Origin of the sequence: Burkholderia sp. MSMB1459WGS (assembly GCF_001534535.1) — a bacterium.
Lineage (GTDB): Bacteria > Pseudomonadota > Gammaproteobacteria > Burkholderiales > Burkholderiaceae > Burkholderia.
Map to the genome: position 1 here is coordinate 54,635 of NZ_LPMU01000037.1, position 21,483 is coordinate 76,117.

Genomic DNA, 21,483 nt, shown 5'->3' on the forward strand with positions numbered 1-21,483 from the left:
GCGCCGCTTACGAATCCGCCTTCGCCGGTGCGGCCGGCTTCGCGGTGTTCGCGAGCGGCGCGGACGGCTCGTCGCCGCCCGTCATCGGGACCATGTGCGGCTTCACCTGCTCGCCGGGGCGCACGCGCTGCGTGCCGTTCACGATCACGCGATCGCCGGCGGCGAGACCGCTGACGATCACGCGCCGGTTGCCGTGCTGCATCCCCGGCTGCACTTCGCGATACGACACGCGGCCCTGCTGGTCGACGACGAACACGAACTTCTTGTCCTGGTCGGTGTTGATCGCCGCGTCGTCGACGAGCAGCGCCTCGTGCGGCGCGCTGCCGCCCACCTTCACGCGCGCATAGAGGCCCGGGACGAGCGTGCCGTCCGCGTTGTCGAAGCGTGCGCGCACGCGGATCGTGCCGGACGACGTGTCGAGCCGGTTGTCGACCGAATCGATCTCGCCGCTGCGCGAGTAGCCGGTTTCGTTGGCGAGGCCGAGCTCGACCGGCACCTTGCGGCCGCTGCGCGCGCCATTGATGTACTGCAGGTAGGTCTGCTCGTCCGCGTCGAACGATGCGTAGATCGGCGACACCGACACCAGCGTCGTCAGCGGCGCGGCCGACGCGCCGGCCGACACGACGTTGCCGAGCGTGATTTCCGCGCGCGACACGCGGCCCGATACCGGCGCGGTGATGCGCGTATAGCCGAGGTTGATGCGTGCCGTTTCCAGCGCGGCTTCGGCGGCCTTCAGGTTCGCGCTCGCTTCGCGTGCCGCGTTCTGCTTTTCGTCGTAGTCGCGCTTCGCGATCGCGTTGTCGCCGATCAGCCGCTGCGCGCGCTGCCAGTCCGTCTGCGCGTAGCCGTTGCGTGCCTGCGCGGCCGCGAGCTGCGCGGCCGCGCGGTCGACTTCCGCCTGATACGGGCGCGGGTCGATCACGAACAGGACGTCGCCCTTCTTCACGAGCGCGCCGTCCTTGAAGTTCACCGCGACGATCGTGCCCGACACCTGCGGGCGCACGTCGACTTTCTCGACCGCTTCGAGACGGCCCGAGTAGCTTTGCCAGTCGGTCACGGTCTGCGGCACGACGGTCGCGACGTCGACTTCGGGCAGCGGCGCCGCCGCTTTTTCGGGTGCGTTCGCGTTGACGCGCATCGCGCCGAACGTGCCGAGGCCGACGACGGCGAGCGTGACGATCGCCGCGGTCGCGATTCGGGAACGGGTGGTGCGTAGGATGGCCATGTGGATCTCCGGTAAGCGTGGATTGGTCTGGTTATTCGGAACGGTTCGGCTGGCGCGCCTGGAAGCGGCACTGGAAGAAGCGCACGGCTTCCTCGAACGCGGCTTCGTGCGTGGCGAGCGCGGCGTGCGTGATGTCCGGATAGCGGATCACCTGCGTGAGCACGCCCGACGAAATCAGGCAGCCCGCATATTTCTCCGCTTCGACGTGCAGCACGTCGTTCTGCGCGGTGACGACGAGCGTCGGCGGCAGCCCCGCGAGGCGCACCGATTCGATCGGCGCCGCGTACGGGTGCATCCGCTGCGCCGCCTGCGGCAAGTACGCGCGATAGCAGGCCGCGCATTCGCGCGCGGTGATGTCGGACGCGAGGCGCTCGGCGTCGCCGATGCGCGTCATGCTCGGGTCGAGCATCGGCCCGAACAGCGCCTGCGCGACGATCGACACTTCGCCGCGGTCGCGTGCGATGAAGGCCAGGCAGTTCGCGAGCTGGCCGCCCGCGTCGTGCCCGGCGACCCCGATCTTCTTCGGATTGCCGCCGAACGCGCGGGCGCGCGTCGCGGCCCATACGGCGGCGCGATATGCATCCTCCGGCGCGGCCGGAAAAGGAAAGGCCGGCGCGAGCGAATAATCGACCGACACTACGAGAGCTGGTAAGCGTTCTGCTAAAAAGCGCGCGGCGAAGTCCGCATCGTCGAGCGAACCGCGGACGAAGCCACCGCCGTGGAAATAAAGCACTACTGGCAACCCGGTCTTGTCCGGGCGGCGGTAGAGGCGCAGCACGATGTCCTGTGCGTAGCCGGGAATTTCGACTTCGGCCACCGTCAGTGCCGCGCCCGCCATGGCTTGCGCGGGCAATGCGGCTTTCAGGAATTTGCTGAATTCAGAAGCGTCCATGACGATGCAGCATCCATTTCGAGATGGAACGAATTCTGGGTCCGGCAGACATTGGGATAAATGCCTATAATCCGGCAACACAATTCAACGCCCCCGAACAATCCGAGGCTGCGTTTACCCACGAGGTAGCGCAGCCTTGTCGTTCGCGGGCTCATTAGATTGCGGAGGTTGTGATGGACCGGCTTCAGGCCATGCAGGTGTTTACTCGCGTCGTCGATACAAGCAGCTTCACCAAGGCAGCAGAAACGCTCGGCTTGCCGCGAGCGTCCGTCACGACGATCATCCAGAATCTCGAAGCATTCCTCGGCGTGCGGCTGATGCACCGGACCACGCGCCGGCTCTCCCTCACGCCGGACGGCGCCGCCTACTACGAACGTTGCGTGCGGATCCTCGCGGACGTCGAGGAAACCGAAGCAAGCTTCCAGGCCAACAACCGGAAGCCGCACGGAAAGTTGCGTATCGACATGCCGGGCTCGATCGGGCGGCTGCTCGTGATTCCGTCGCTGTGCGAGTTTCATACGCGCTATCCGGACATCGACCTGCAACTCGGCCTGTCCGATCGGCCGGTCGACCTGCTGCAGGAAGGCGTCGACTGCGTGATCCGCGTCGGGGCGCTGCAGGATTCGTCGCTCGTCGCACGCCGCGTCGGCCTGTTCGAATGCGTGACGGTCGCATCGCCCGACTATCTCGAGCGCCACGGCGAGCCGCAGACGATCGACGACCTGAGCCAGCACAAGGCCGTCAACTACTTCTCGAGCCGCACTGGCCGCACGATCGACTGGACGTTCCTGATCGAAGGCAAGGAAGTCGAGATGAAGATGGAAGGCATCGTGTCGGTGAACGACGCGGATGCGTACGTGACGTGCGGGATCGAGGGCTTCGGCCTGATCCAGCCGCCGCTGTTCATGGTGCTGCCGCACCTGCGCGAAGGCCGGCTCAAGGAAGTCCTGCCCGGCGTCAAGCCGCTGCCGATGCCGATCTCGGTCGTGTATCCGCACAGCCGTCATCTGTCGCCGAAGGTGCGCGTGTTCGTCGACTGGATTGCCGAAGTGTTCGACCGGTGCCCGCTGTTGAGCGGCAAGGGCAGCCTCGACGCGACGTGCAGCAAGCGCACGTTCGAGGAAGCCGAGCGCGCGCCGGTGCTCGATACGCCGGTCATCAACGAGTGGGTCGCGTAATCGTCCGACCTCCACGCGCGGGCCGCGGTGCCCGCGCACCATCCTGCCTGAGCGCGGCCCGGGCACGCCTTTCAAGCGCGGCGCCGCAATCCTTCCCGAATCCGCAGTAAACCTTTGCACGACGCGCGGCAATCGACCGCGTGCGTCGTTGCGCGTCGCCGCCGCACATCCTTGCGAAGCCCGTGCCGCGGGACTCCCGGCCATTTCCGCATAACCCTGCCGGCGATGCGGATGGCGATTGTTCCACTGACACGACAATTCAATTCGCGTCTGCTGCATTTATCGCGACGGACCGGCAACCTAGAGTAAACCCTGTCGCGCACCTCGTTGCGCATCGAACAGATCCCGCCCGCGGGACCGGAGTCAGCGCTCAGGCGCGCGCTCCGACATCTCCAGGAGTTACGCCATGAACCGCCGCCATCTTCTCTCGGCCCTTGCGCTCACGCTTGCCGTGTCCGCACCGGCCTTCGCCGATTCGGACACCTCGCACGCCGGCGACTCCGGCAACACGTCGTGGTCCGCGCAGCACAACGGCCCGCGTACGCGCGCCGAAGTGAGCGCGGAAGTCGAGCAGGCACGCAAGGACGGCACGCTCGCGTACCTGCGCAAGGCGACGTCGTATCCGCAAGGGCTCGAACTCGCGCAAGGCCCGTATCGCCCGACACCGGAAGGCAACCAGCTCGCCGGCGCGGGCCGGTAAACGCGTGACGCCGCGCAGTGGATTGCCCCGTGCGCGGCGTCCCGGATCACCTCGTCGACAACTTGCCGAGTCAGTCAGTTAGTTGCAGGAGTACATGATGAACGACCCACTTCCTTCGCCGCTCGATCACTGGGACGACACGACTCCGGTGTGGACGCCGTTCCGTTCGGCCCCGCAATCGCATTGACCGCCGGCTGAATCATCGTCCGGCCGTCAACGGCGCGGCACGCCGTCGCGCCATTCGCCCCAGTGCGTGACGATGTCCTGAACCAGCGGATTGCCCGCGCGGTACAGGTTTTCGGTCGCCGGGGCGAAACCGCCCTGGTCCGCGTAGTTCAGCAGGTTGTCGGCGCTCGTCTGCCCCGCGTACGGCCGATCGAAATCGGACCCCGTGCGCAGCACGGCCACGCGCGACAGGTCGACCCGCTTCACGCTCGCTGCGCGCTTGAGCGCTTCGTACGTCGCGTTGTCTTCCTGCGCGGTCATGCAGTAGGTGCCCTTGCCGTCCGTCAGGATCTTGGTCCACTGGCGTGCGCGCTCGCCGATCAGCGTGCCCGAGAACCACGTGTTGCCCGATGACGTGTCGCACTGGATCACCGTCGGCGGCCGGTTCGCCGGCGCATACGTGAACTTCGCACGCGCGGCCTGCGCCTGCGCGCTGTCTGCCAGCACGACGTTGCGCGACAGCGCGTAGGCGGCATCGGTCAGTTGCGGGTTGAGCTGGAACACTTCGGTGCGATAGTCGAGCGGCGGCTTGTCGTTCGGGCTCTTCGTGTTGATGCCGAGATACCCGGTGTTCCAGCCGGCCGGAATCTCGCGCGCATCGAGTTCCCACTGCAGGCTGAAATCGACGAGGTATTTCGACCACGCGGCCGATCCGACCGTACCTTGCGCGGGGTCGACGCCCGCGATGCCCGAGACCAGGAAATACGTGCGGCGCAAATCGAAGCGTTGCGAGAACGTGAGCGCCATGATCGTCGCCGACGCATTCGCATAGCCCATGCCGGTCGTGACCACGCACACGTCCTGCTTGTTGCAGTGGACGGCCGGATAGTCGGGCGACAGGCCGGGCACGGCGATGTCGCGCCACGGGCCGAGCCGGTCGAGCCACGCCTGGCCCTCCGGCCCGAACATCGTGATGATCATGACCTTGACCGGGCGGCCATGCGAGCCGGTCTCGGCGAATGCCGCGTTGCCGGCATCGTTGCCCTGGTTGTCCTGCGCGATCGACGGCGCGGTCGCACAGGCGGCAAGCGAGAATGCGGCGGCGGAAAGAATGGAGCGAGTCAGCATCGGCGTTCCTTGTTTCGGTGACGTTGGGTGAGAACGGCTGTCGGAGACTGCGCGACGAGTATAGAACGGGCGTACGCGATGCGGAACCCGACTACGAAACGGCCGGCGATGTTTCGTGCGAACGGATGCGTGTTGCGTGACGGAAAATCGCGCGTTCGTCGCGGCGTCGAAAAACATCAGGAATGCTATCGGGTTCGTCGCCGCGTGCGACGTCGGCTGCTTCGCGCCGCGCTACACGCGCATCAGCCCAGCCACGCCGTAACCGAGCACGACGAGTGCGGCGACTACATGGCTCGCGGCGAGCCACCCCGGCGATTTCACGAAGCGCCCGATCGCGCTGCCGCCGAACGCGAACACGAGCTGCCCCGCCAGGCTACCCGCAAACACGCACGCGGCGCCGAACAACCAGTGCCGATGCGCACCGGCGGCAGCCGTCGCATAGCCGTAGAACAACAGAATGGTCAGCGGGTTCGCGAGCGTGACGAAGAACATCGACATGAACGGGCGATCGCCCGGAGGCGGCGCTCCGTCGCCGTCGAGCGAGCGGCGCCGGTCACGCAGCGCCTCCCACGGCATCCGCGCGCCCATCGCGAGCAACACGAGCGCACCGACCATACGGAACAGCGCCAGATGCGACGCAAGCGTGTTCGCGAGCATCGCACCGATCGTGAACGCGACGATTGCATAGCAGCCATCGGCGGCGGCTACCCCGATCGCCGCGCGCACGCCGGTCGCCGTGCCGGCGCGCATGCCGTAATTCGCGATCATCAGCGCGACGGGCCCGACTGACAGCGCGATCGTCAGCCCGAACAGGAAGTCGCTCATCGGTCGTCCAGCGCATCAATTCAATACCATCGATGGAAGACATCGATTCCAGCGACGTCGAAACGATTCGGTGTGTGAATCGGCACTCAGGCGACGTCGACGCGTGCGGGCCCGTCCACCATCTCGCCGATCACGGCCGCGCGGTCGAACCCGTCGGCACGGAAGCACGCGAGCACGTCGTCGACCGCTTCCGGCGCGCACGCCACCAGCAACCCGCCCGAGGTCTGCGGATCGGTCAGCAGCGCCTGCGCGACGGGCGGCAGCCCGTCGGCGAGCCGCACATCGGCGCCGTACGCGGCCCAGTTGCGGCCCGACGCGCCGGTGAACACCCCATCGGCCACGAACGCCTCGACGCCCGCGAGCCACGGCAGCGACGCATAGTGCACGCGCGCGGTGAGCTGCGCGCCGCGCGCCAGTTCGAGCGTATGGCCGAGCAGCCCGAAGCCCGTGACGTCGGTCAGCGCATGCACGCCCGGCAGCGCGGCGAGCTCGGCGCCCGGCCGGTTCAGCTTGGTGGTGGTCGCGACCATTTGCGCGTAACCGTCGGCATCGAGCTGATTCTTCTTCAGCGCGGCCGACAACACGCCGACGCCGAGCGGCTTGCCGAGCACGAGCACGTCGCCCGCGCGCGCGGCCGCGTTGCGCTTCACGCGCGACGGATGCACGACGCCGATCGCCGCGAGCCCGTAGATCGGCTCGACCGAATCGATCGAATGGCCGCCCGCGACCGGAATGCCGGCATCCGCGCACACCGATTCGCCGCCGCGCAGCACGGCGGCGATCGTCTCGTGCGGCAGCACGTTGATCGGCATGCCGACCAGCGCAAGGGCGAGGATCGGCTTGCCGCCCATCGCGTAGACGTCGGACAGCGCGTTGGTGGCCGCGATGCGGCCGAAGTCGAACGGATCGTCGACGATCGGCATGAAGAAATCGGTGGTCGCGACGATCGCCTGCTCGTCGTTGAGCCGGTAGACGGCCGCGTCGTCGGAGGTTTCGGTGCCGACCAGCAGGTCAGGGAACAGCGCGGGCGGCGTCGCGCGCTTGAGCAGCTCGGACAGCACGCCCGGCGCGATCTTGCAGCCGCAGCCGCCCCCGTGCGACAGGCTCGTGAGGCGCGGAACGGCAGGCTGGGCTTGAGTGGCTTCGGTCATCGTCGGCATCCGGTAAATACGGTGAATAACAACGCTCCATTATCGACAATTCCGCGCGAGCGCGCCCGATACCCACATAATTGACGGCCCTTGCCGGCTCCCGCCCTTGCTCGCTTCCTCATTGATCGATGGATCACCTCTTCGTCGCCCTCGTGCTGTGCTCGGCTCTGCTGCACGCGATCTGGAACGCGTTCCTCCACGTCAGCGAAGACCGGTTGGTGCAACTCGGCACGATGTCGCTGCCGTATCTCGCGTTCGGCATCGCCGGCGCCGTGCTGCTGCCCGCGCCGGCGCCCGCCGCATGGCCGTACGTCGCCGCGTCCGCGGTGCTCGAGGTCGCGTACTGCTTCACGCTCGCGCGCGCATACCGCAACGGCGAATTCGGGCAGATCTATCCGATCGCGCGCGGGATGTCGCCGCTGCTGGTGTCGGTGCTCGCGTTCGCCGTGCTGCACGAACGACCGACGCCGCTCGGCTTCGCGGGCATCGCACTCGTATCGTTCGGGATCATGTCGCTCGCGCTGCGGCGCGGCTTCAGGTTCTCCGGAGAAGGCGTGCCGTACGCGTTGCTCACGGGCGTGTTCATCGCCGCGTATTCGCTCTGCGACGGCATCGGCTCGCGCGTGTCCGGCAGCGCGCTCGGCTACATCGCATGGGTGTACCTGCTGTGGAGCGTGCCGCAGCTCGTGCTCGTCTGCGCATGGCGCGGCGGCCCGCGCGCGGTGCTCGGCTCGCGCACCGCCCTTGCGCAGGGCGCGATCGCCGGCACGATCTCGCTTGCCGCGTACGGGATCGTGATCCTCGCGTACCGGCACCTGCCGGTCGCGACCGTGTCGGCGCTGCGCGAAACGAGCTCGATCTTCGCGGTCGCGATCGGCTGGTTCGCGATGCGCGAGCGGCCTGGTCCGCAGCGGCTCGTCGCATGCGCGCTGGTGGTGACGGGCGCGGCGTTGATCCGGCTGTAACGCCCGCACCGGGCCCATAGCCGGTGCCGGCCTTCACGACCGATTCCGCGAGATGCCCTCTCCGCGCCGCTGCGCCTTGCAATATTGCCCGCCGCTCTTGCCCGAGGGGAAGCCGCATGAACCGGTTTGCGACTCCCGTTCAACGACGCGGAAGCAGGCGGGCTGGCAGCGCGCGAAAAACACGCGCCTCGTTGCGGAGCGTATCGAGCTTCGACGGAATCGCAACGAGTCGATATCGCCGTGCTCGCACGTCACGCCACCGCAACGGCCCCGCCGAACGCCCGCTCGTCGATCGCCTCGGCCAGCGTCGCGAACGCCGTCGCGATCTCGTCCTCCGGCACGCACGCGTAGCCGAGCAGCAAGCCCGACGCCGCGCGCTCGCGGTGCGCATAGTAGCCGGACAACGGCCGCACGACGATGTTGCGCTCGAGCGCGGCCTGCGCGACGGCTCGATCGTCGGCACCGTCCGGCAGCCGTGTGACGAGATGCAGCCCCGCGTCGCTGCCGAGCGCGTGCAGCGTATCGCCGTAGCGGCGCGCGACCGCGTCGAGCAGCACCTCGCGGCGTTGTCCGTACAGCGTGCGCATCTTGCGGATATGCGACACGAAGTGCCCTTCCGCGATGAATTCGGCGAGCACGGCCTGCTGCAGCAACTGGCCTTCGCGATACAGCTCGGCGCTCGCGGTCGCGAAACTCTCCGCGAGCGGCTCCGGCGCGACCAGATAGCCGACCCGCAGCCCCGGGAACAGCGTCTTGCCGAAACTCCCGACGTAGATCACCTGCCCGGCCGTGTCGAGCCCCTGCAGCGACGCGAGCGGCCGGCTGCCGTAGCGGAATTCGCTGTCGTAGTCGTCCTCGATGATCCAGCAGCCGTGCTGGCGCGCGTATTCGAGCAACATCCGGCGGCGCGCGAGGCTCATCACCATCCCGAGCGGATACTGATGCGACGGCGTGACGAGCATCAGCTTCGGCGGCGCGGCGAGATCGGCGGCCGACGGCGCGATGCCTTCGTCGTCGACCGGAATCGGCCGCGTGGTGAGCCCCGACACGTTCAGCACGCTGCGCACGCCCCAATAGCACGGATCCTCGGTCCAGATCGCATCGCCCGGATCGGTCAGCAGCCGCACCGCGAGGTCGATCGACTGGTGGATGCCGGTCGTGATCACGATCTGCTCGGGCGTGCAGCGCACCGAGCGCGACGTGCGCAGGTAGTCGGCCAGCGCCTCGCGCAGCAGCGCGAGGCCGCCGCCGGGCGCATAGGTCAGCAGGTCCGGGCGCAAGCGCCGCCAGTACTTGTTGTGCAGCCGCGTCCATACGCGCGCCGGAAATCGCGACACATCGGGCACGCCCGGCATGAACGCGCCGCCCTGACGCTTCGACACGCCGGCGCCTTCGACGAGCCGCGTGCCGCGCGCGGACAGGCGCCGCACGGACGGCGTCACGACGGCCGGCCCGGCCGCCGCGTCGGGGGGCGCGCCGACGATCTCGTCCGGCGCGCTGTCGGCGACGAACGTGCCGCGACCCGTCGCCGAGTGCACATAGCCTTCGAGCACAAGCTGTTCGTATACCTGCGTGACCGTGTTGCGCGCGATCCCGAGCTCGGCGGCCAGCAGCCGCGACGACGGCACGCGCGTGCCGGCCGGCAGTTCGCGCGACAGGATCGCCTGTTGCAGCAGCCGGTGAAGCTGGCGGTAGATCGGCTGTTCGCCGCCGCGCACGAGGCGCTGCGCCAGCCAGTCCGACAACACGCTTGCGCGCATGATTGGCTCCTGAATATTTATTGAAATGGCTCTGATTGCCGGAGCCAAATGTGATTATAGTCGCGTCCATGGGCTGCCAAGGCGCCCGATTTTCTACCCACCGGACCGAACATCAAGGAGATGACCGTGAAGAATGCCGACCTGCAGGCCCGCAAGAACGCCGCCACCCCGCGCGGCGTCGGCGTGATGTGCGATTTCTACGCAGCCCGCGCCGAGAACGCGGAGCTGTGGGATGTCGAAGGCCGCCGCTTCATCGATTTCGCCGCCGGCATCGCGGTGCTGAACACGGGCCACCGCCACCCGAAGATCGTCAAGGCGATCGCGGATCAGTTGAACAGCTTCACGCACACCGCCTACCAGATCGTCCCGTACGCGTCGTACGTCGAGCTGGCGGAAAAGATCAACGCACGCGCGCCGGGCGACTTCCCGAAGAAGACGGCGTTCTTCACGACCGGCGCCGAAGCCGTCGAAAACGCGATCAAGATCGCGCGTGCGGCGACCGGCCGTCCGGGCGTCATCGCATTCTCGGGCGGCTTCCACGGCCGCACGATGATGGGCATGGCGCTGACCGGCAAGGTCGCCCCGTACAAGCTGAACTTCGGCCCGTTCCCGGGCGACGTGTTCCACGCGCCGTACCCGAACGCGCTGCACGGCGTGACGACGGCCGACTCGATCAAGGCGATCGAGATGCTGTTCAAGGCCGACATCGATCCGAAGCGCGTCGCCGCGATCATCTTCGAACCGGTCCAGGGCGAAGGCGGCTTCAACCCGGCGCCGGCCGAGTTCGTGCGCGCGCTGCGCAAGATCTGTAACGAACACGGCATCCTGCTGATCGCCGACGAAGTGCAGACGGGCTTCGCGCGCACCGGCAAGCTGTTCGCGATGCAGCACTACGACGTGCTGGCCGACCTGATCACGATGGCGAAGAGCCTTGCCGGCGGCATGCCGCTGTCGGGCGTCGTCGGCCGTGCGGACGTGATGGACGCGGCCGCGCCCGGCGGCCTCGGCGGCACCTACGCGGGCAATCCGCTGGCCGTCGCGTCGGCGCACGCGGTGCTCGAGATCATCGACGAAGAGAAGCTGTGCGAGCGCGCGACGCAGCTCGGCGACGTGCTGAAGGCGAAGCTGAATGCGCTGCAGGCGGACGTGCCGCAGATCGCCGACGTGCGCGGCCCGGGCGCGATGATCGCGGTCGAATTCCTGAAGCCGGGTTCGGGCGAGCCGGATGCCGAGTTCACGAAGCGCGTGCAGGCGCGTGCGCTCGAGCGCGGGCTGCTGCTGCTCGTGTGCGGCGTGTACTCGAACGTCGTGCGCTTCCTGTTCCCGCTGACGATCCCGCAAGCCGTGTTCGACGAAGCGCTCGCGATCCTCGAGGAAGTGCTGAAGGAAACGGTCGGCGTGCCGGCCTGAGTACCCGTCCCCGACTGAATGCGCCGCCGCCGTCGTGAAGACGGCGGCGGCCGTTTGCATCCGTCCTTTTCAAAGCAGGTGATTCATATGAGCACGGTTCAGGAAACCCTGGCACTGAAAGATCCGTCGCTGTTCCGCCAAGAGGCGTACGTCAACGGCGAATGGCAACGCGCAACGAACGGCGAGACGTTCGACGTCCGCAACCCGGCGACGGGCGGCCTGCTCGGCACCGTGCCGGCGATGGGCGCGGCGGAAACGCGTCACGCGATCGACGCCGCGAATGCCGCATGGCCGGCGTGGCGCAAGAAGACCGCGAAGGAACGCGCGGTCATCCTGCGCAAGTGGCACGACCTGATGATGGAGAACGCCGACGACCTCGCGCTGATCCTCACCACCGAGCAGGGCAAGTCGCTGGCCGAAGCGAAGGGCGAGATCGGCTACGCGGCGTCGTTCCTCGAGTGGTTCGCGGAAGAGGGCAAGCGCGTGTACGGCGACACGATCCCGACGCCGGCGAGCGACAAGCGCATCGTCGTGACGAAGGAAGCGATCGGCGTGTGCGCGGCGATCACGCCGTGGAACTTCCCGGCGGCAATGATCACCCGCAAGGTCGGCCCGGCGCTCGCGGCAGGCTGCCCGATCGTCGTGAAGCCGGCCGAGGCGACGCCGTTCTCCGCGCTTGCGATGGCCGTGCTGGCCGAGCGCGCTGGCGTGCCGGCGGGCGTGTTCAGCGTCGTCACGGGCGACCCGAAGGCGATCGGCGGCGAACTGACGTCGAACCCGATCGTGCGCAAGCTGTCGTTCACGGGCTCGACGCCGGTCGGCCGCCTGTTGATGGCGCAGTGCGCGGCGACGGTCAAGAAGGTGTCGCTGGAGCTCGGCGGCAATGCGCCGTTCATCGTGTTCGACGACGCCGACCTCGACGCGGCCGTGCAGGGGGCGATCGCGTCGAAGTACCGCAACAGCGGCCAGACGTGCGTGTGCACGAACCGCTTCTACGTGCATGAAGCCGTGTACGACCAGTTCGCGCAGAAGCTCGCGGCGGCCGTCGGCCAGTTGAAGGTCGGCCGCGGCACGGAGCCGGGCGTCACGCAAGGCCCGCTGATCAACGAAGCAGCCGTGCTGAAGGTCGAGGCGCACATCGAGGACGCGCTCGCGAAGGGCGCGACCGTCGTGACGGGCGGCAAGCGTCACGCGCTCGGCCACGGCTTCTTCGAGCCGACGGTGCTGACCGGCGTCACGCCGGCGATGAAGGTCGCGAAGGAAGAGACGTTCGGGCCGCTCGCGCCGCTGTTCAAGTTCGGCAGCGACGACGAGGTGATCCGCCTCGCGAACGACACCGAATTCGGCCTCGCCGCGTACTTCTACAGCCGCGACATCGGCCGCGTGTGGAAGGTCGCCGAAGCGCTCGAATACGGGATGGTCGGCGTGAACACGGGCCTGATCTCGAACGAAGTCGCGCCGTTCGGCGGCGTGAAGCAGTCGGGCCTCGGCCGCGAAGGTTCGCACTACGGCATCGACGACTACGTCGTGATCAAGTACCTCTGCCTGGCCGTCTGACGGTTCAGGGCCTGGCGCGCGAGCGGCAGGCCCCGGCCGCCCGGCCGCCCGGCCGGAACCGGGCGGTCACGACGCGGGCCGGTATCCTTCTCCGCCGTGCCCGCGTCACCTGCCTTCTCCGCAATCAGCGGAATACGTTCACCGCCTCCACCAGCCGCGTCGCCTGCTGCTTCAGGCTTTCCGACGCCGCCGTGCTCTGCTCGACGAGGGCCGCGTTCTGCTGCGTGATGTTGTCCAGATGCACGACCGCCTGGTCGACCTGTGCGACGCCCGTGCTCTGCTCGGCCGTCGACGAGCTGATTTCCGCGATCAGACCGGACACGCGCTTCACCTGCGTGACGATGTCCTCCATCGTCCGGCCCGCCTCGTCCACGCGCCGCGCGCCCGACTCCACCCGCTCGACGCTCGCGCCGATCAGCGTCTTGATCTCCTTCGCCGCGTTCGCGCTGCGCTGCGCGAGCGCGCGCACCTCGCCTGCGACCACCGCGAAACCACGACCCTGCTCGCCCGCGCGTGCGGCCTCGACCGCCGCATTCAGCGCGAGGATGTTGGTCTGGAACGCGATGCCGTCGATCACGCCGATGATGTCGGCAATCTTGCGCGAACTCTCGGTGATCTCGCTCATCGTCGCGACGACCTCGCTCACCGCCTGCCCGCCACGCTCGGCCGCGTCGCTCGCGGAAACGGACAACCGATTCGCCTGCAGCGCCGTTTCCGCATTGCTCGACACGGTGGCCGTCATTTCCGCCATCGACGCGGCGGTCTGCTGCACGCTGGACGCGGCCTGCTCGGTACGCGCGCTGAGGTCGTTGTTGCCTTGCGCGATCTCGTTGCTCGCGCGCTGCACGTTGTGCACCTGCTCGCTGACGTCGTCGACGAGCCAGCGGAACATCAGCCCGAGCTGGTTGATCGTGCGCAGCGTCATGCCGATCTCGTCGACGCGATTCATCCGTACGCCGCGCCGGCTCTCGCCGGTCGCGACGTTCAGCGCCTGCTCGTGCAGCCGCTTCAGCGGTTGCACGATCTGCGCATCGAGCCACCAGCCGGCGGCGGCCGCCACGCCGATCGTCACACCGGCAAACGCCGCGAGCCCGTTGCCGGTCAGCCCGCAGGCCCAGCCCGCGCCGACGACCGCCGGCGCCAGCACACACGATGCCGAATGAACACGCGCACGCACCGACATCGTCTGCGGCAGCGACGCGATCCGCAGCAGCCCGGTGCGGATGACGAGCCCCTTGTGGAACCGGCGCCGATCGTTCTTGCCTTCGCGAAACGCGCGATACAGCGCGTCCGCGGCCTGGGTCTCGTCGCGCGTCGCCTTCGTGCGCACCGACATGTAGCCCTTCGGCTGCCCGTTGCGCATCACCGGAATCGCGTTCGCGCGCACCCAGTAATGGTCGCCATTCTTGCGGCGGTTCTTCACGAGCGCGGTCCACGGCTCGCCGCGCCTGAGCGTCGCCCACATGTCGGCGAACGCCTCCTTCGGCATGTCCGGGTGCCGCAGCACGTTGTGCGGCTGGCCGACGAGTTCCTCGTTCGAGAACCCGCTCACCTGCGCGAACGTCGTGTTCGCGTAGGTGATGACGCTGTCGGCATCGGTCGTCGACATCAGTGTGACGTCGTCGGGAAAATCGAATTCCTGTTGAGTAACGGGCTGGTTGTTGCGCATGCAAGGCTCCGAAAGGCGGATCTGTCGTCCGCATCGCGCTGAAATCGCGCTCAGTAGCCGAAAAACGGTTGATCGCTTTACGACACTCTCGTCCTTTGTCGGCAATGCACCGGGAAACCTTAATCCTGTCGCGCATCATGCATGCAATTCCGCCATTACCATGATTTCGATCAAATATTCCAGCGATAATCGCGGCACGTGTTTATCGACTTGTCACAACGCGCCGCCCGGCGTGCCGATGCCGGCATCCGTTGCGCGCGGCGAAACGATTTGACTTATCCTGCTCCATTCCACCGGAATTCGAATTCGATGAAAAAGGCATTGCACGAACTGAATCGGTTGTCCTGGAATAAGGCGACGGTCGCGCATAACAGCCATAAAGGCGATCAGGCCGCATTTTTCCGCAATGGCGGCTCGACGCTGTTTCCGGAAGAACGCGAACTGCTCGGCGATCTCGCGGGTCTGCGGCTCTTGCACCTGCAATGCAACGCGGGGCAGGACACGCTGAGCCTCGTGCGCGAGGGCGCGGACGCAACCGGCGTCGACATCTCCGACGAGGCGATCGACTTCGCGCGGCAACTGTCGGCCGACGCGGGCCTGCCCGCGCGATTCGAGCGCGCCGACGTACTCGACTGGATGCCCGAAGCCGCCGCGCGCGGCGAGCGCTTCGATCGCGTGTTCACGTCGTACGGCGCGATCTACTGGCTGTCGGACCTGACCGCATGGGCGCACGGGATCGCCTCGCTGCTCGCACCGGGCGGCCGCTTCGCGATGGTCGAGTTCCATCCGTTCTCGCTGTATTTCGACGAACACTGGCAGCCGCACTACGACTACTTCAAGGACGACGCGACCGAGGAACCCGCAGGCGTCGGCGATTACGTCGCGGCGTCCGGCACGGGGCTCGGCGCGCAACACGACCGCCCGGGCATCGTCGATTTCGCGAACCCGCATCCGAGCTACGAGTTCATGTGGGGCATCGGCGACGTGGTGAATGCACTGGTATCGGCCGGGCTTGCGATCGATCGCTTGACCGAATATCCGTACGCGAACGGCTGGAAGGGCTTCGACGGCATGCGCGAGCTGGACGGCCGCCGGATGGTGCCGCCCGAAGGCATGCCGCGCCTGCCGTTGATGTACGCGATCGCCGCGCACCGGGTGGCCGCATGACGCGCCGCACCGCCGCCGCGCGCGACGCGCTGTCGGCCCGCCTGCTGGCCCGCGACGACGTGCCGCTCGTGTGGACCATCGACCGGCGTGAAATCATCGAACACCTGTACGTGCTGCGCGACGACGCGCTGCATCTCGTGCCCGAGTTCTACGACGTGGCCGGCTGGCCCGACGGCGAAGCCGAGCACTACACGCCGATCCTGCTCGACTGTCACGACCGCGGCGGCTGGTTTCTCGGGCGGTTCGACGGCACGCGGCTCGTTGCGGCCGTCGTCGTCGACAGCCGGCCGCTCGGCCCGCGGCGCGACATGCTGCAGTTGAAGTTCCTGCACGTGAGCCACGATTGGCGCGGTTGCGGGCTCGGCAAACAGCTCTATCGCGCGGCGCAGGCGCAGGCACGCACGATGGGCGCCGAGCGTCTGTACGTGTCGGCCACGCCGTCGCAGCGCACGATCGACTTCTACCTGCGGCTCGGCTTCACGGTCAGCGCGGCGCCCGATCCCGAGCTTTACGCACTCGAACCCGAAGACATTCACCTCGAAGGGCCGACGGCGTGACCGCCCGGCATGCGGATGAAGCGTAGAATTTTGCGCGCCGCCACAGCCCCATCAGTTGCCGTCAGCACGTCACGGAGCGCGACATTGAACGACGACCCGCCACCGCCCGCCACGCCGAAGATCCTCGTCAGCATGTGCGTGGTCGGCCATCCGGTCCGTTACAACGGCTCGGCGAAAACCGCCGCGCACGAGGCGCTCGAACGGTGGCAACGCGAAGGGCGTCTCGTGGCCGTCTGCCCGGAACTGGCGGGCGGCCTCGGCGTGCCGCGCCCGCCTGCCGAGATCGCCGGCGGCGCATCGGGGCAGCAGGTGCTGTCGGGTCACGCCCGCATCGTCGACGTGGACGGCACCGACGTGACGGCCCCGTTCGTGGCCGGCGCGCAGACCGCGCTGGCCCTCGCGCAGGCACACGGCTGCCGCTTCGCGATCCTCGCCGATGGCAGTCCCTCGTGCGGCAGCACGTTCATTTACGACGGAAGTTTCGAGAGCCGGCGGCACGCGGGCGTCGGCGTCACGGCGGCGCTGCTGCGCGCGCATGGCATCGAGGTGTTCGCGGACACCGAGATCGACGCGCTCGACGCGCGGCTCAGGCAGCTGTCGCCAGCCGGTTAACGACGATGGGCGGCACGAGACATCTCGTGCCGCCCATCGTGGCGGAAACGGTGCGGCGGTAAAGCGGCGCGTATCCGGCCGCTTCACCCCATCGCGCCGGTCAGACGCGTTCGATCGCGATCGCGATGCCCTGACCGACGCCGATGCACATCGTGCACAGCGCAAAGCGGCCGTTCGTGCGATGCAACTGGTACATCGCTGTCGTCACGAGGCGCGCACCCGATGCGCCGAGCGGGTGACCGAGCGCAATCGCACCGCCGTTCGGGTTCACGCGGGGATCGTCGTCGGCGACGCCGAGCATGCGCAGCACCGCGAGACCCTGCGACGCGAACGCTTCGTTCAGCTCGATCACGTCGAACTGGTCGATCGTCATCCCGAGCCGCGCGAGCAGCTTCTGCGTGGCCGGCGCGGGGCCGATGCCCATCACGCGCGGCGCGACGCCGGCCGTCGCGATCCCCAGCACGCGGGCGCGCGGCGTCAGGCCGAAGCGCTTCGCGGTTGCCTCGTTCGCCAGCAGCAGCGCGGCGGCGCCGTCGTTGACGCCCGACGCGTTGCCGGCCGTGACCGAGCCGTCCGGGCGCACGACGCCCTTCAGCTTCGCGAGCGCTTCGAGCGACGTTTCGCGCGGATGCTCGTCACGCGACACGACCACCGGATCGCCCTTCTTTTGCGCAATCGTGACCGACACGATTTCCTCGGCGAGCGTACCGTCCTGCTGCGCACGCGCGGCCTTCTGCTGGCTGCGCAGCGCGAACAGGTCCTGATCCGCGCGGCTGACGTGGTAATCGACTGCGACGTTCTCGGCCGTCTCCGGCATCGAATCGACGCCATACAGCTGCTTCATCAGCGGATTGACGAAACGCCAGCCGATCGTCGTATCGTAGATGTCGGCCTGGCGCGCGAATGCGCTCGCGGCCTTGCCCATCACGAACGGCGCACGCGTCATGCTCTCGACACCGCCCGCCACCATCAGCGCGGCTTCGCCCGACTTGATCGCGCGCGCGGCCACGCCGACCGCATCCATTCCGGAGCCGCACAGGCGGTTGATCGTCGAACCCGGCACGCCCTCCGGCAGGCCCGCCAGCAGCGCCGACATGCGCGCGACGTTGCGGTTGTCCTCGCCGGCCTGGTTCGCGCAGCCGTAGATCACGTCGTCGATCGCCGTCCAGTCGACGTCGCGGTTGCGCTCGACGAGCGCCTTGAGCGGCACCGCGCCCAGATCGTCGGCGCGCACGCCGGACAGTGCACCGCCGTAACGCCCGATCGGCGTACGGATCGCATCACACAGAAAAGCTTCGGTCATCAGTGTCTCCGGTCCCGTGAAAGGCTGGGAAATGAACGGGGCGCCCCCTTGCATTGCCTGCCGGGATGCGCTTAAATGTTCTATATACGAACATAAGATCGTGTATCGAACGTTCAACGCATCATAGGGAGTGCAGGGACGACCTGTCAAGGGCGCGATCCGCCGTGCGGTTGGCGTGTCGGGCCCCTTGCGCTATCTTCTCGGCTGCACGACATTCCAGGCGCTCATGACAACCGACGATATTCAAACGAAACCCGGCGACTCCTATGTGCAGTCGTTCGCGCGCGGCCTCGCGGTGATCCGCGCATTCGACGCGGCGCGCCCGGAGCAGACGCTCACCGAGGTCGCGTCGGCCACCGGCCTCACGCGCGCGGGCGCGCGCCGGATCCTGCTCACGCTGCAGACGCTCGGCTACGTCGAGGCCGACGGCCGGCTGTTCCGGCTCACGCCGAAGATCCTCGAGCTCGGCTTCGCGTACCTGACGTCGATGCCGTTCTGGAATCTCGCCGATCCGGTGATGGAGCAGTTGTCCGCGCAAATCCACGAAAGCTGCTCGGCCGCGGTGCTCGACCGCACCGAGATCGTCTACGTGCTGCGCGTGCCGACCCGCAAGATCATGACGATCAACCTGTCGATCGGCAGCCGGCTGCCCGCGTACTGCACGTCGATGGGCCGCGTGCTGCTGTCCGCGCTCGACGACGCGACGCTCGACGAAACGCTCGCGCAAAGCGGGATCCGCGCGCATACGCCGCGCACGATCACCGACATCGGCGAACTCAAGGCGACGATCGCGCAGGTGCGCCAGCAAGGCTGGGCCGTGGTCGACCAGGAACTCGAGGTGGGCTTGATGTCGATCTCCGCGCCGATCCGCAACCGGCGCGGGCAGGTGATCGCCGCGATGAACATCAGCGGCAACGCACAGCGGCATACCGCGAAGCAGATGGTGAAGGAGTTTCTCGGGCCGCTGCAGCAGGCCGCGCAGACGGTATCGGAGCTGGTGGCGCGGCGCGGCTGAGCGATCGTTCGCCCGGCGAACCGGCAAGACGGGGATGGAGGGATCGCGTGGCGCGAAGCGGATAAAAAGACGGGCGGCATGCGCCGCCCGCTCAACTCTCTGACTCTGTTTGCAACGTCCTTCTCACGGAACACGGAGCGCGCTCCGCATCGCCCAATTTAGGAGCGCGGCAACGCCCGGTCAATTTGACGAGAACGAAATTGCACGGCGCATTTCGGACACCGCGCGCACCCGGCGCCGCTCACGCGCCCAGCAACATCCCCGTTCGCACCGGCACCGTGCCCGTCACGCGGCCGAGCGGCGCGCCGGCCGTCACGAAACGGATCGCGCGCCGCATGTAGAACACGCCATCGGTCGCGCTCGAGATCGTCGTGACCGCATCCGTCAGCGGATCGACGATGTCGAACAGCGGATCGCCCGCACGGATCGTCGCGCCGATCGCCGCACGGTGCACGAGAATCCCGCTCACCGGCGCGTAAAACTGCTCGCTGCCCGCAAGCGGCGTGGCCGGCGCGGCCAGCGGCGGCAGCGGCGCACGTTCGCCGCGCACCGCGCCGCACCACACGAGATAGTCCACGAGCGCGTCGGCGTCGCGTTGCGCATAGTCGTACGTCACGTCGCGCTGGCCGCGGCACTCGACGGTCACGGCCACGGTGCCGGCGGCCATCGGCGTGCCCTCCGGCAAATGCGCGCGCAATCGCGACCACAGCAGGTGATGCGCGTCGTCGAACGCATGGCCGCCCGAATCCTCGGCGAGCAGCGACACCTCCGCACCGAGATAACGCGCGAGCGGCTCGACGTCCGGCCACGCTGTATCGCTCGTGTATACGTGCATCACCGCTTCGAGCGAGCAATGCAGGTCGATCACGACGTCGGCGTCGTGCGACAGCTTCAGCAGCGCAAGCTGCAGCGCATCGAATTCGGTGCGCGGCGCGATGTCGTCGAGCGCCGCGCCGACGCATTCGCGCACGATCGCGCGATTGCGCGCGCCGTCGCCGCCCAGCCGGTCGCGCGCCCGCGCGGCGATCTCCGCGAGCGGCAGGAAGCCGCGATTGAAGTTGCGGCCGCTCGCGAGGTCGAAACGGCCGATGAACTGCCCGAGCAGATGATGATTGAGACCGACCGGGTTCGACACCGGCACGAGCACGACTTCGGCCGCGAGCCGGCCTGCGGCGTCGAGCTGCGCGAGGCGCTGCTTCAGCACGACCGCCGCGAGCATCGCCGGCGTCTCGTCCGCGTGCAACGCGGCCTGCAGATAGATCTTGCGGCCGCTGCCGGCCGGCCCGAAATGAAAGCTCGTCAGCGTGCGCTGCGTGCCGATCGACGGCGACAGGAGCGGCGTGGTGCGAATCTGCATCGATGGTCTCGAACGGATGAAAACGGGGAATCGGAACGACGGGCCTGCACGGCGCTCAGTCGCCGTACGGGTTGAAATCGAAATACTGCTTCGCGATCCGGTCGTACGTACCGTCCTTCAGCATCGACGCGATCGCGCCGTCGATCGACGCCTTGAGCGCGGTATCCGACTGCCGCATGCCGATGCCGACGCCGCGATCGCCCATGTCGAGCGGCGCGCCGACGAATGCGAAGCCCTTGCCGCGCGGCTGGCGCAGGAACCCATAGTCGGCTTCCACGGTGCCGAGCAGCGCCGCGTCGAGGCGGCCGTTCACGAGATCGGCGAACACGTCGTCCTGGCTCTTGTACGGCACCACGCCGACGCCGGCCGGCGCCCAGTGCGCGAGCGCCCACGATTCGAACTGCGTGCCCGACTGCACGCCGACGCGCTTGCCGGCCAGCGACGCCGCCGTGCCGTCGAGCCCGCTGCCGGGCCGCGCGACGAGCCGCGACTTGAAGCGGAACAGCTTCGACGAGAACAGGATCTGTTTCTCGCGCTTCGCGGTGATCGCCATCGACGACAGGATCGCGTCGATCTTGCGCGCCTGCAACGCGGGGATCATCCCGGAGAATTCGAGCTCGACCCACTGGCAGCGCAACTGCGCGCGGCGGCAGATCTCGTTGCCGAGATCGACGTCGAAGCCTTTCAGGCTGCCGTCGGGCGCTTTCGCATCCATCGGCGGATAGGTCGGGTCGATGCCGAGCCGCACCACGTGCGCGTCGAGCGCAAACGCGGACGTGGCCGCTAGGCCAATGCACAGGGAAACGAGCGGGACGAGGAGACGTTTCATGGTCGACGATGGGCAGGT

The 21,483-nt window shown here is 67.9% G+C and carries 20 protein-coding genes; 10 read left to right on the forward strand and 10 right to left on the reverse strand.

Annotated features, from left to right (window positions below):
* Positions 1-7 precede the first annotated feature (7 nt).
* Entirely contained in the window at positions 8-1,225 is a 1,218-nt protein-coding gene (gene ceoA, locus WT97_RS14540) for a multidrug efflux RND transporter periplasmic adaptor subunit CeoA (RefSeq protein ID WP_059499391.1), read from the reverse strand.
* A 31-nt stretch (positions 1,226-1,256) separates the two neighbouring features.
* A complete protein-coding gene (locus WT97_RS14545) occupies positions 1,257-2,117 on the reverse strand; it encodes an alpha/beta hydrolase (protein WP_060353671.1) in 861 nt (286 codons plus the stop codon).
* Between the two features lie 173 nt (positions 2,118-2,290).
* Between WT97_RS14545 and ceoR the strand changes: the two genes are divergently transcribed.
* Positions 2,291-3,295 carry a putative multidrug efflux transcriptional regulator CeoR gene (gene ceoR / locus WT97_RS14550; RefSeq protein ID WP_059499392.1) on the forward strand — a complete coding sequence of 335 codons (1,005 nt, stop codon included), beginning with the start codon at positions 2,291-2,293 and terminating at the stop codon, positions 3,293-3,295.
* 406 nt (positions 3,296-3,701) lie between these two features.
* Complete coding sequence (locus WT97_RS14555; protein WP_059834422.1) at positions 3,702-3,995, forward strand: DUF4148 domain-containing protein; 294 nt, start codon at positions 3,702-3,704, stop codon at positions 3,993-3,995.
* A 213-nt stretch (positions 3,996-4,208) separates the two neighbouring features.
* On the opposite strand, the gene WT97_RS14560 is transcribed toward WT97_RS14555, so the two are convergent.
* From WT97_RS14560 to selD, 3 genes are all read right to left on the reverse strand, one after another.
* Positions 4,209-5,288, reverse strand: coding sequence for a purine nucleoside permease (locus WT97_RS14560; protein WP_059499394.1), 1,080 nt, complete (start codon positions 5,286-5,288; stop codon positions 4,209-4,211).
* 231 nt (positions 5,289-5,519) lie between these two features.
* Complete coding sequence (locus tag WT97_RS14565) at positions 5,520-6,113, reverse strand: LysE family translocator (protein WP_060033137.1); 594 nt, start codon at positions 6,111-6,113, stop codon at positions 5,520-5,522.
* An 86-nt stretch (positions 6,114-6,199) separates the two neighbouring features.
* Positions 6,200-7,264 carry a selenide, water dikinase SelD gene (gene selD, locus WT97_RS14570; protein ID WP_082742150.1) on the reverse strand — a complete coding sequence of 355 codons (1,065 nt, stop codon included), beginning with the start codon at positions 7,262-7,264 and terminating at the stop codon, positions 6,200-6,202.
* 128 nt (positions 7,265-7,392) lie between these two features.
* Here selD and WT97_RS14575 point away from each other — a divergent pair, with 128 nt between their 5' ends.
* The gene (locus WT97_RS14575) at positions 7,393-8,229 is read left to right on the forward strand and encodes a DMT family transporter (RefSeq protein WP_060033131.1); all 837 of its coding nucleotides are present in this window, start codon (positions 7,393-7,395) and stop codon (positions 8,227-8,229) included.
* A 251-nt stretch (positions 8,230-8,480) separates the two neighbouring features.
* Here WT97_RS14575 and WT97_RS14580 read toward each other — a convergent pair whose 3' ends face one another.
* Positions 8,481-9,989, reverse strand: coding sequence for a PLP-dependent aminotransferase family protein (locus WT97_RS14580; protein WP_060033128.1), 1,509 nt, complete (start codon positions 9,987-9,989; stop codon positions 8,481-8,483).
* 126 nt (positions 9,990-10,115) lie between these two features.
* Between WT97_RS14580 and WT97_RS14585 the strand changes: the two genes are divergently transcribed.
* The gene (locus WT97_RS14585; protein ID WP_095211605.1) at positions 10,116-11,399 is read left to right on the forward strand and encodes a 4-aminobutyrate--2-oxoglutarate transaminase; all 1,284 of its coding nucleotides are present in this window, start codon (positions 10,116-10,118) and stop codon (positions 11,397-11,399) included.
* 87 nt (positions 11,400-11,486) lie between these two features.
* Positions 11,487-12,956: an NADP-dependent succinate-semialdehyde dehydrogenase gene (gene gabD / locus WT97_RS14590; RefSeq protein WP_060033125.1), complete on the forward strand. Its 1,470-nt coding sequence runs from the start codon at positions 11,487-11,489 to the stop codon at positions 12,954-12,956.
* A 124-nt stretch (positions 12,957-13,080) separates the two neighbouring features.
* Here gabD and WT97_RS14595 read toward each other — a convergent pair whose 3' ends face one another.
* A complete protein-coding gene (locus tag WT97_RS14595; RefSeq protein ID WP_060353672.1) occupies positions 13,081-14,625 on the reverse strand; it encodes a PAS domain-containing methyl-accepting chemotaxis protein in 1,545 nt (514 codons plus the stop codon).
* On the opposite strand from WT97_RS14595, the gene WT97_RS34075 reads away from it, so the two are divergent.
* The 4 genes from WT97_RS34075 to WT97_RS14610 all read left to right on the forward strand — a co-directional run bounded on the left by WT97_RS34075 (position 14,624) and on the right by WT97_RS14610 (position 16,961).
* Positions 14,624-14,899 carry a hypothetical protein gene (locus WT97_RS34075; protein ID WP_156440254.1) on the forward strand — a complete coding sequence of 92 codons (276 nt, stop codon included), beginning with the start codon at positions 14,624-14,626 and terminating at the stop codon, positions 14,897-14,899. The genes WT97_RS14595 and WT97_RS34075 overlap by 2 nt on opposite strands.
* Before the next feature lie 35 nt (positions 14,900-14,934).
* The gene (locus WT97_RS14600; protein WP_060353673.1) at positions 14,935-15,792 is read left to right on the forward strand and encodes a bifunctional 2-polyprenyl-6-hydroxyphenol methylase/3-demethylubiquinol 3-O-methyltransferase UbiG; all 858 of its coding nucleotides are present in this window, start codon (positions 14,935-14,937) and stop codon (positions 15,790-15,792) included.
* Positions 15,789-16,349, forward strand: coding sequence for a GNAT family N-acetyltransferase (locus WT97_RS14605; protein ID WP_060353674.1), 561 nt, complete (start codon positions 15,789-15,791; stop codon positions 16,347-16,349). Before WT97_RS14600 ends, WT97_RS14605 begins: the two co-directional genes overlap by 4 nt.
* Positions 16,350-16,433: 84 nt before the next feature.
* The gene (locus WT97_RS14610; RefSeq protein WP_060353675.1) at positions 16,434-16,961 is read left to right on the forward strand and encodes a DUF523 domain-containing protein; all 528 of its coding nucleotides are present in this window, start codon (positions 16,434-16,436) and stop codon (positions 16,959-16,961) included.
* Between the two features lie 100 nt (positions 16,962-17,061).
* On the opposite strand, the gene pcaF is transcribed toward WT97_RS14610, so the two are convergent.
* A complete protein-coding gene (pcaF, locus tag WT97_RS14615) occupies positions 17,062-18,264 on the reverse strand; it encodes a 3-oxoadipyl-CoA thiolase (RefSeq protein ID WP_059499405.1) in 1,203 nt (400 codons plus the stop codon).
* Positions 18,265-18,490: 226 nt separating this feature from the next.
* Between pcaF and WT97_RS14620 the strand changes: the two genes are divergently transcribed.
* Positions 18,491-19,279 (forward strand): IclR family transcriptional regulator, encoded by a 789-nt coding sequence (locus tag WT97_RS14620; protein WP_059499406.1) that lies wholly within the window; start codon positions 18,491-18,493, stop codon positions 19,277-19,279.
* 241 nt (positions 19,280-19,520) lie between these two features.
* Here the strand turns inward: WT97_RS14620 and WT97_RS14625 are convergent, their stop codons facing one another.
* Positions 19,521-20,636, reverse strand: coding sequence for a succinylglutamate desuccinylase/aspartoacylase family protein (locus WT97_RS14625; RefSeq protein ID WP_059499407.1), 1,116 nt, complete (start codon positions 20,634-20,636; stop codon positions 19,521-19,523).
* 55 nt (positions 20,637-20,691) lie between these two features.
* Positions 20,692-21,465 (reverse strand): transporter substrate-binding domain-containing protein, encoded by a 774-nt coding sequence (locus tag WT97_RS14630; protein WP_059499408.1) that lies wholly within the window; start codon positions 21,463-21,465, stop codon positions 20,692-20,694.
* Positions 21,466-21,483: the final 18 nt, after the last annotated feature.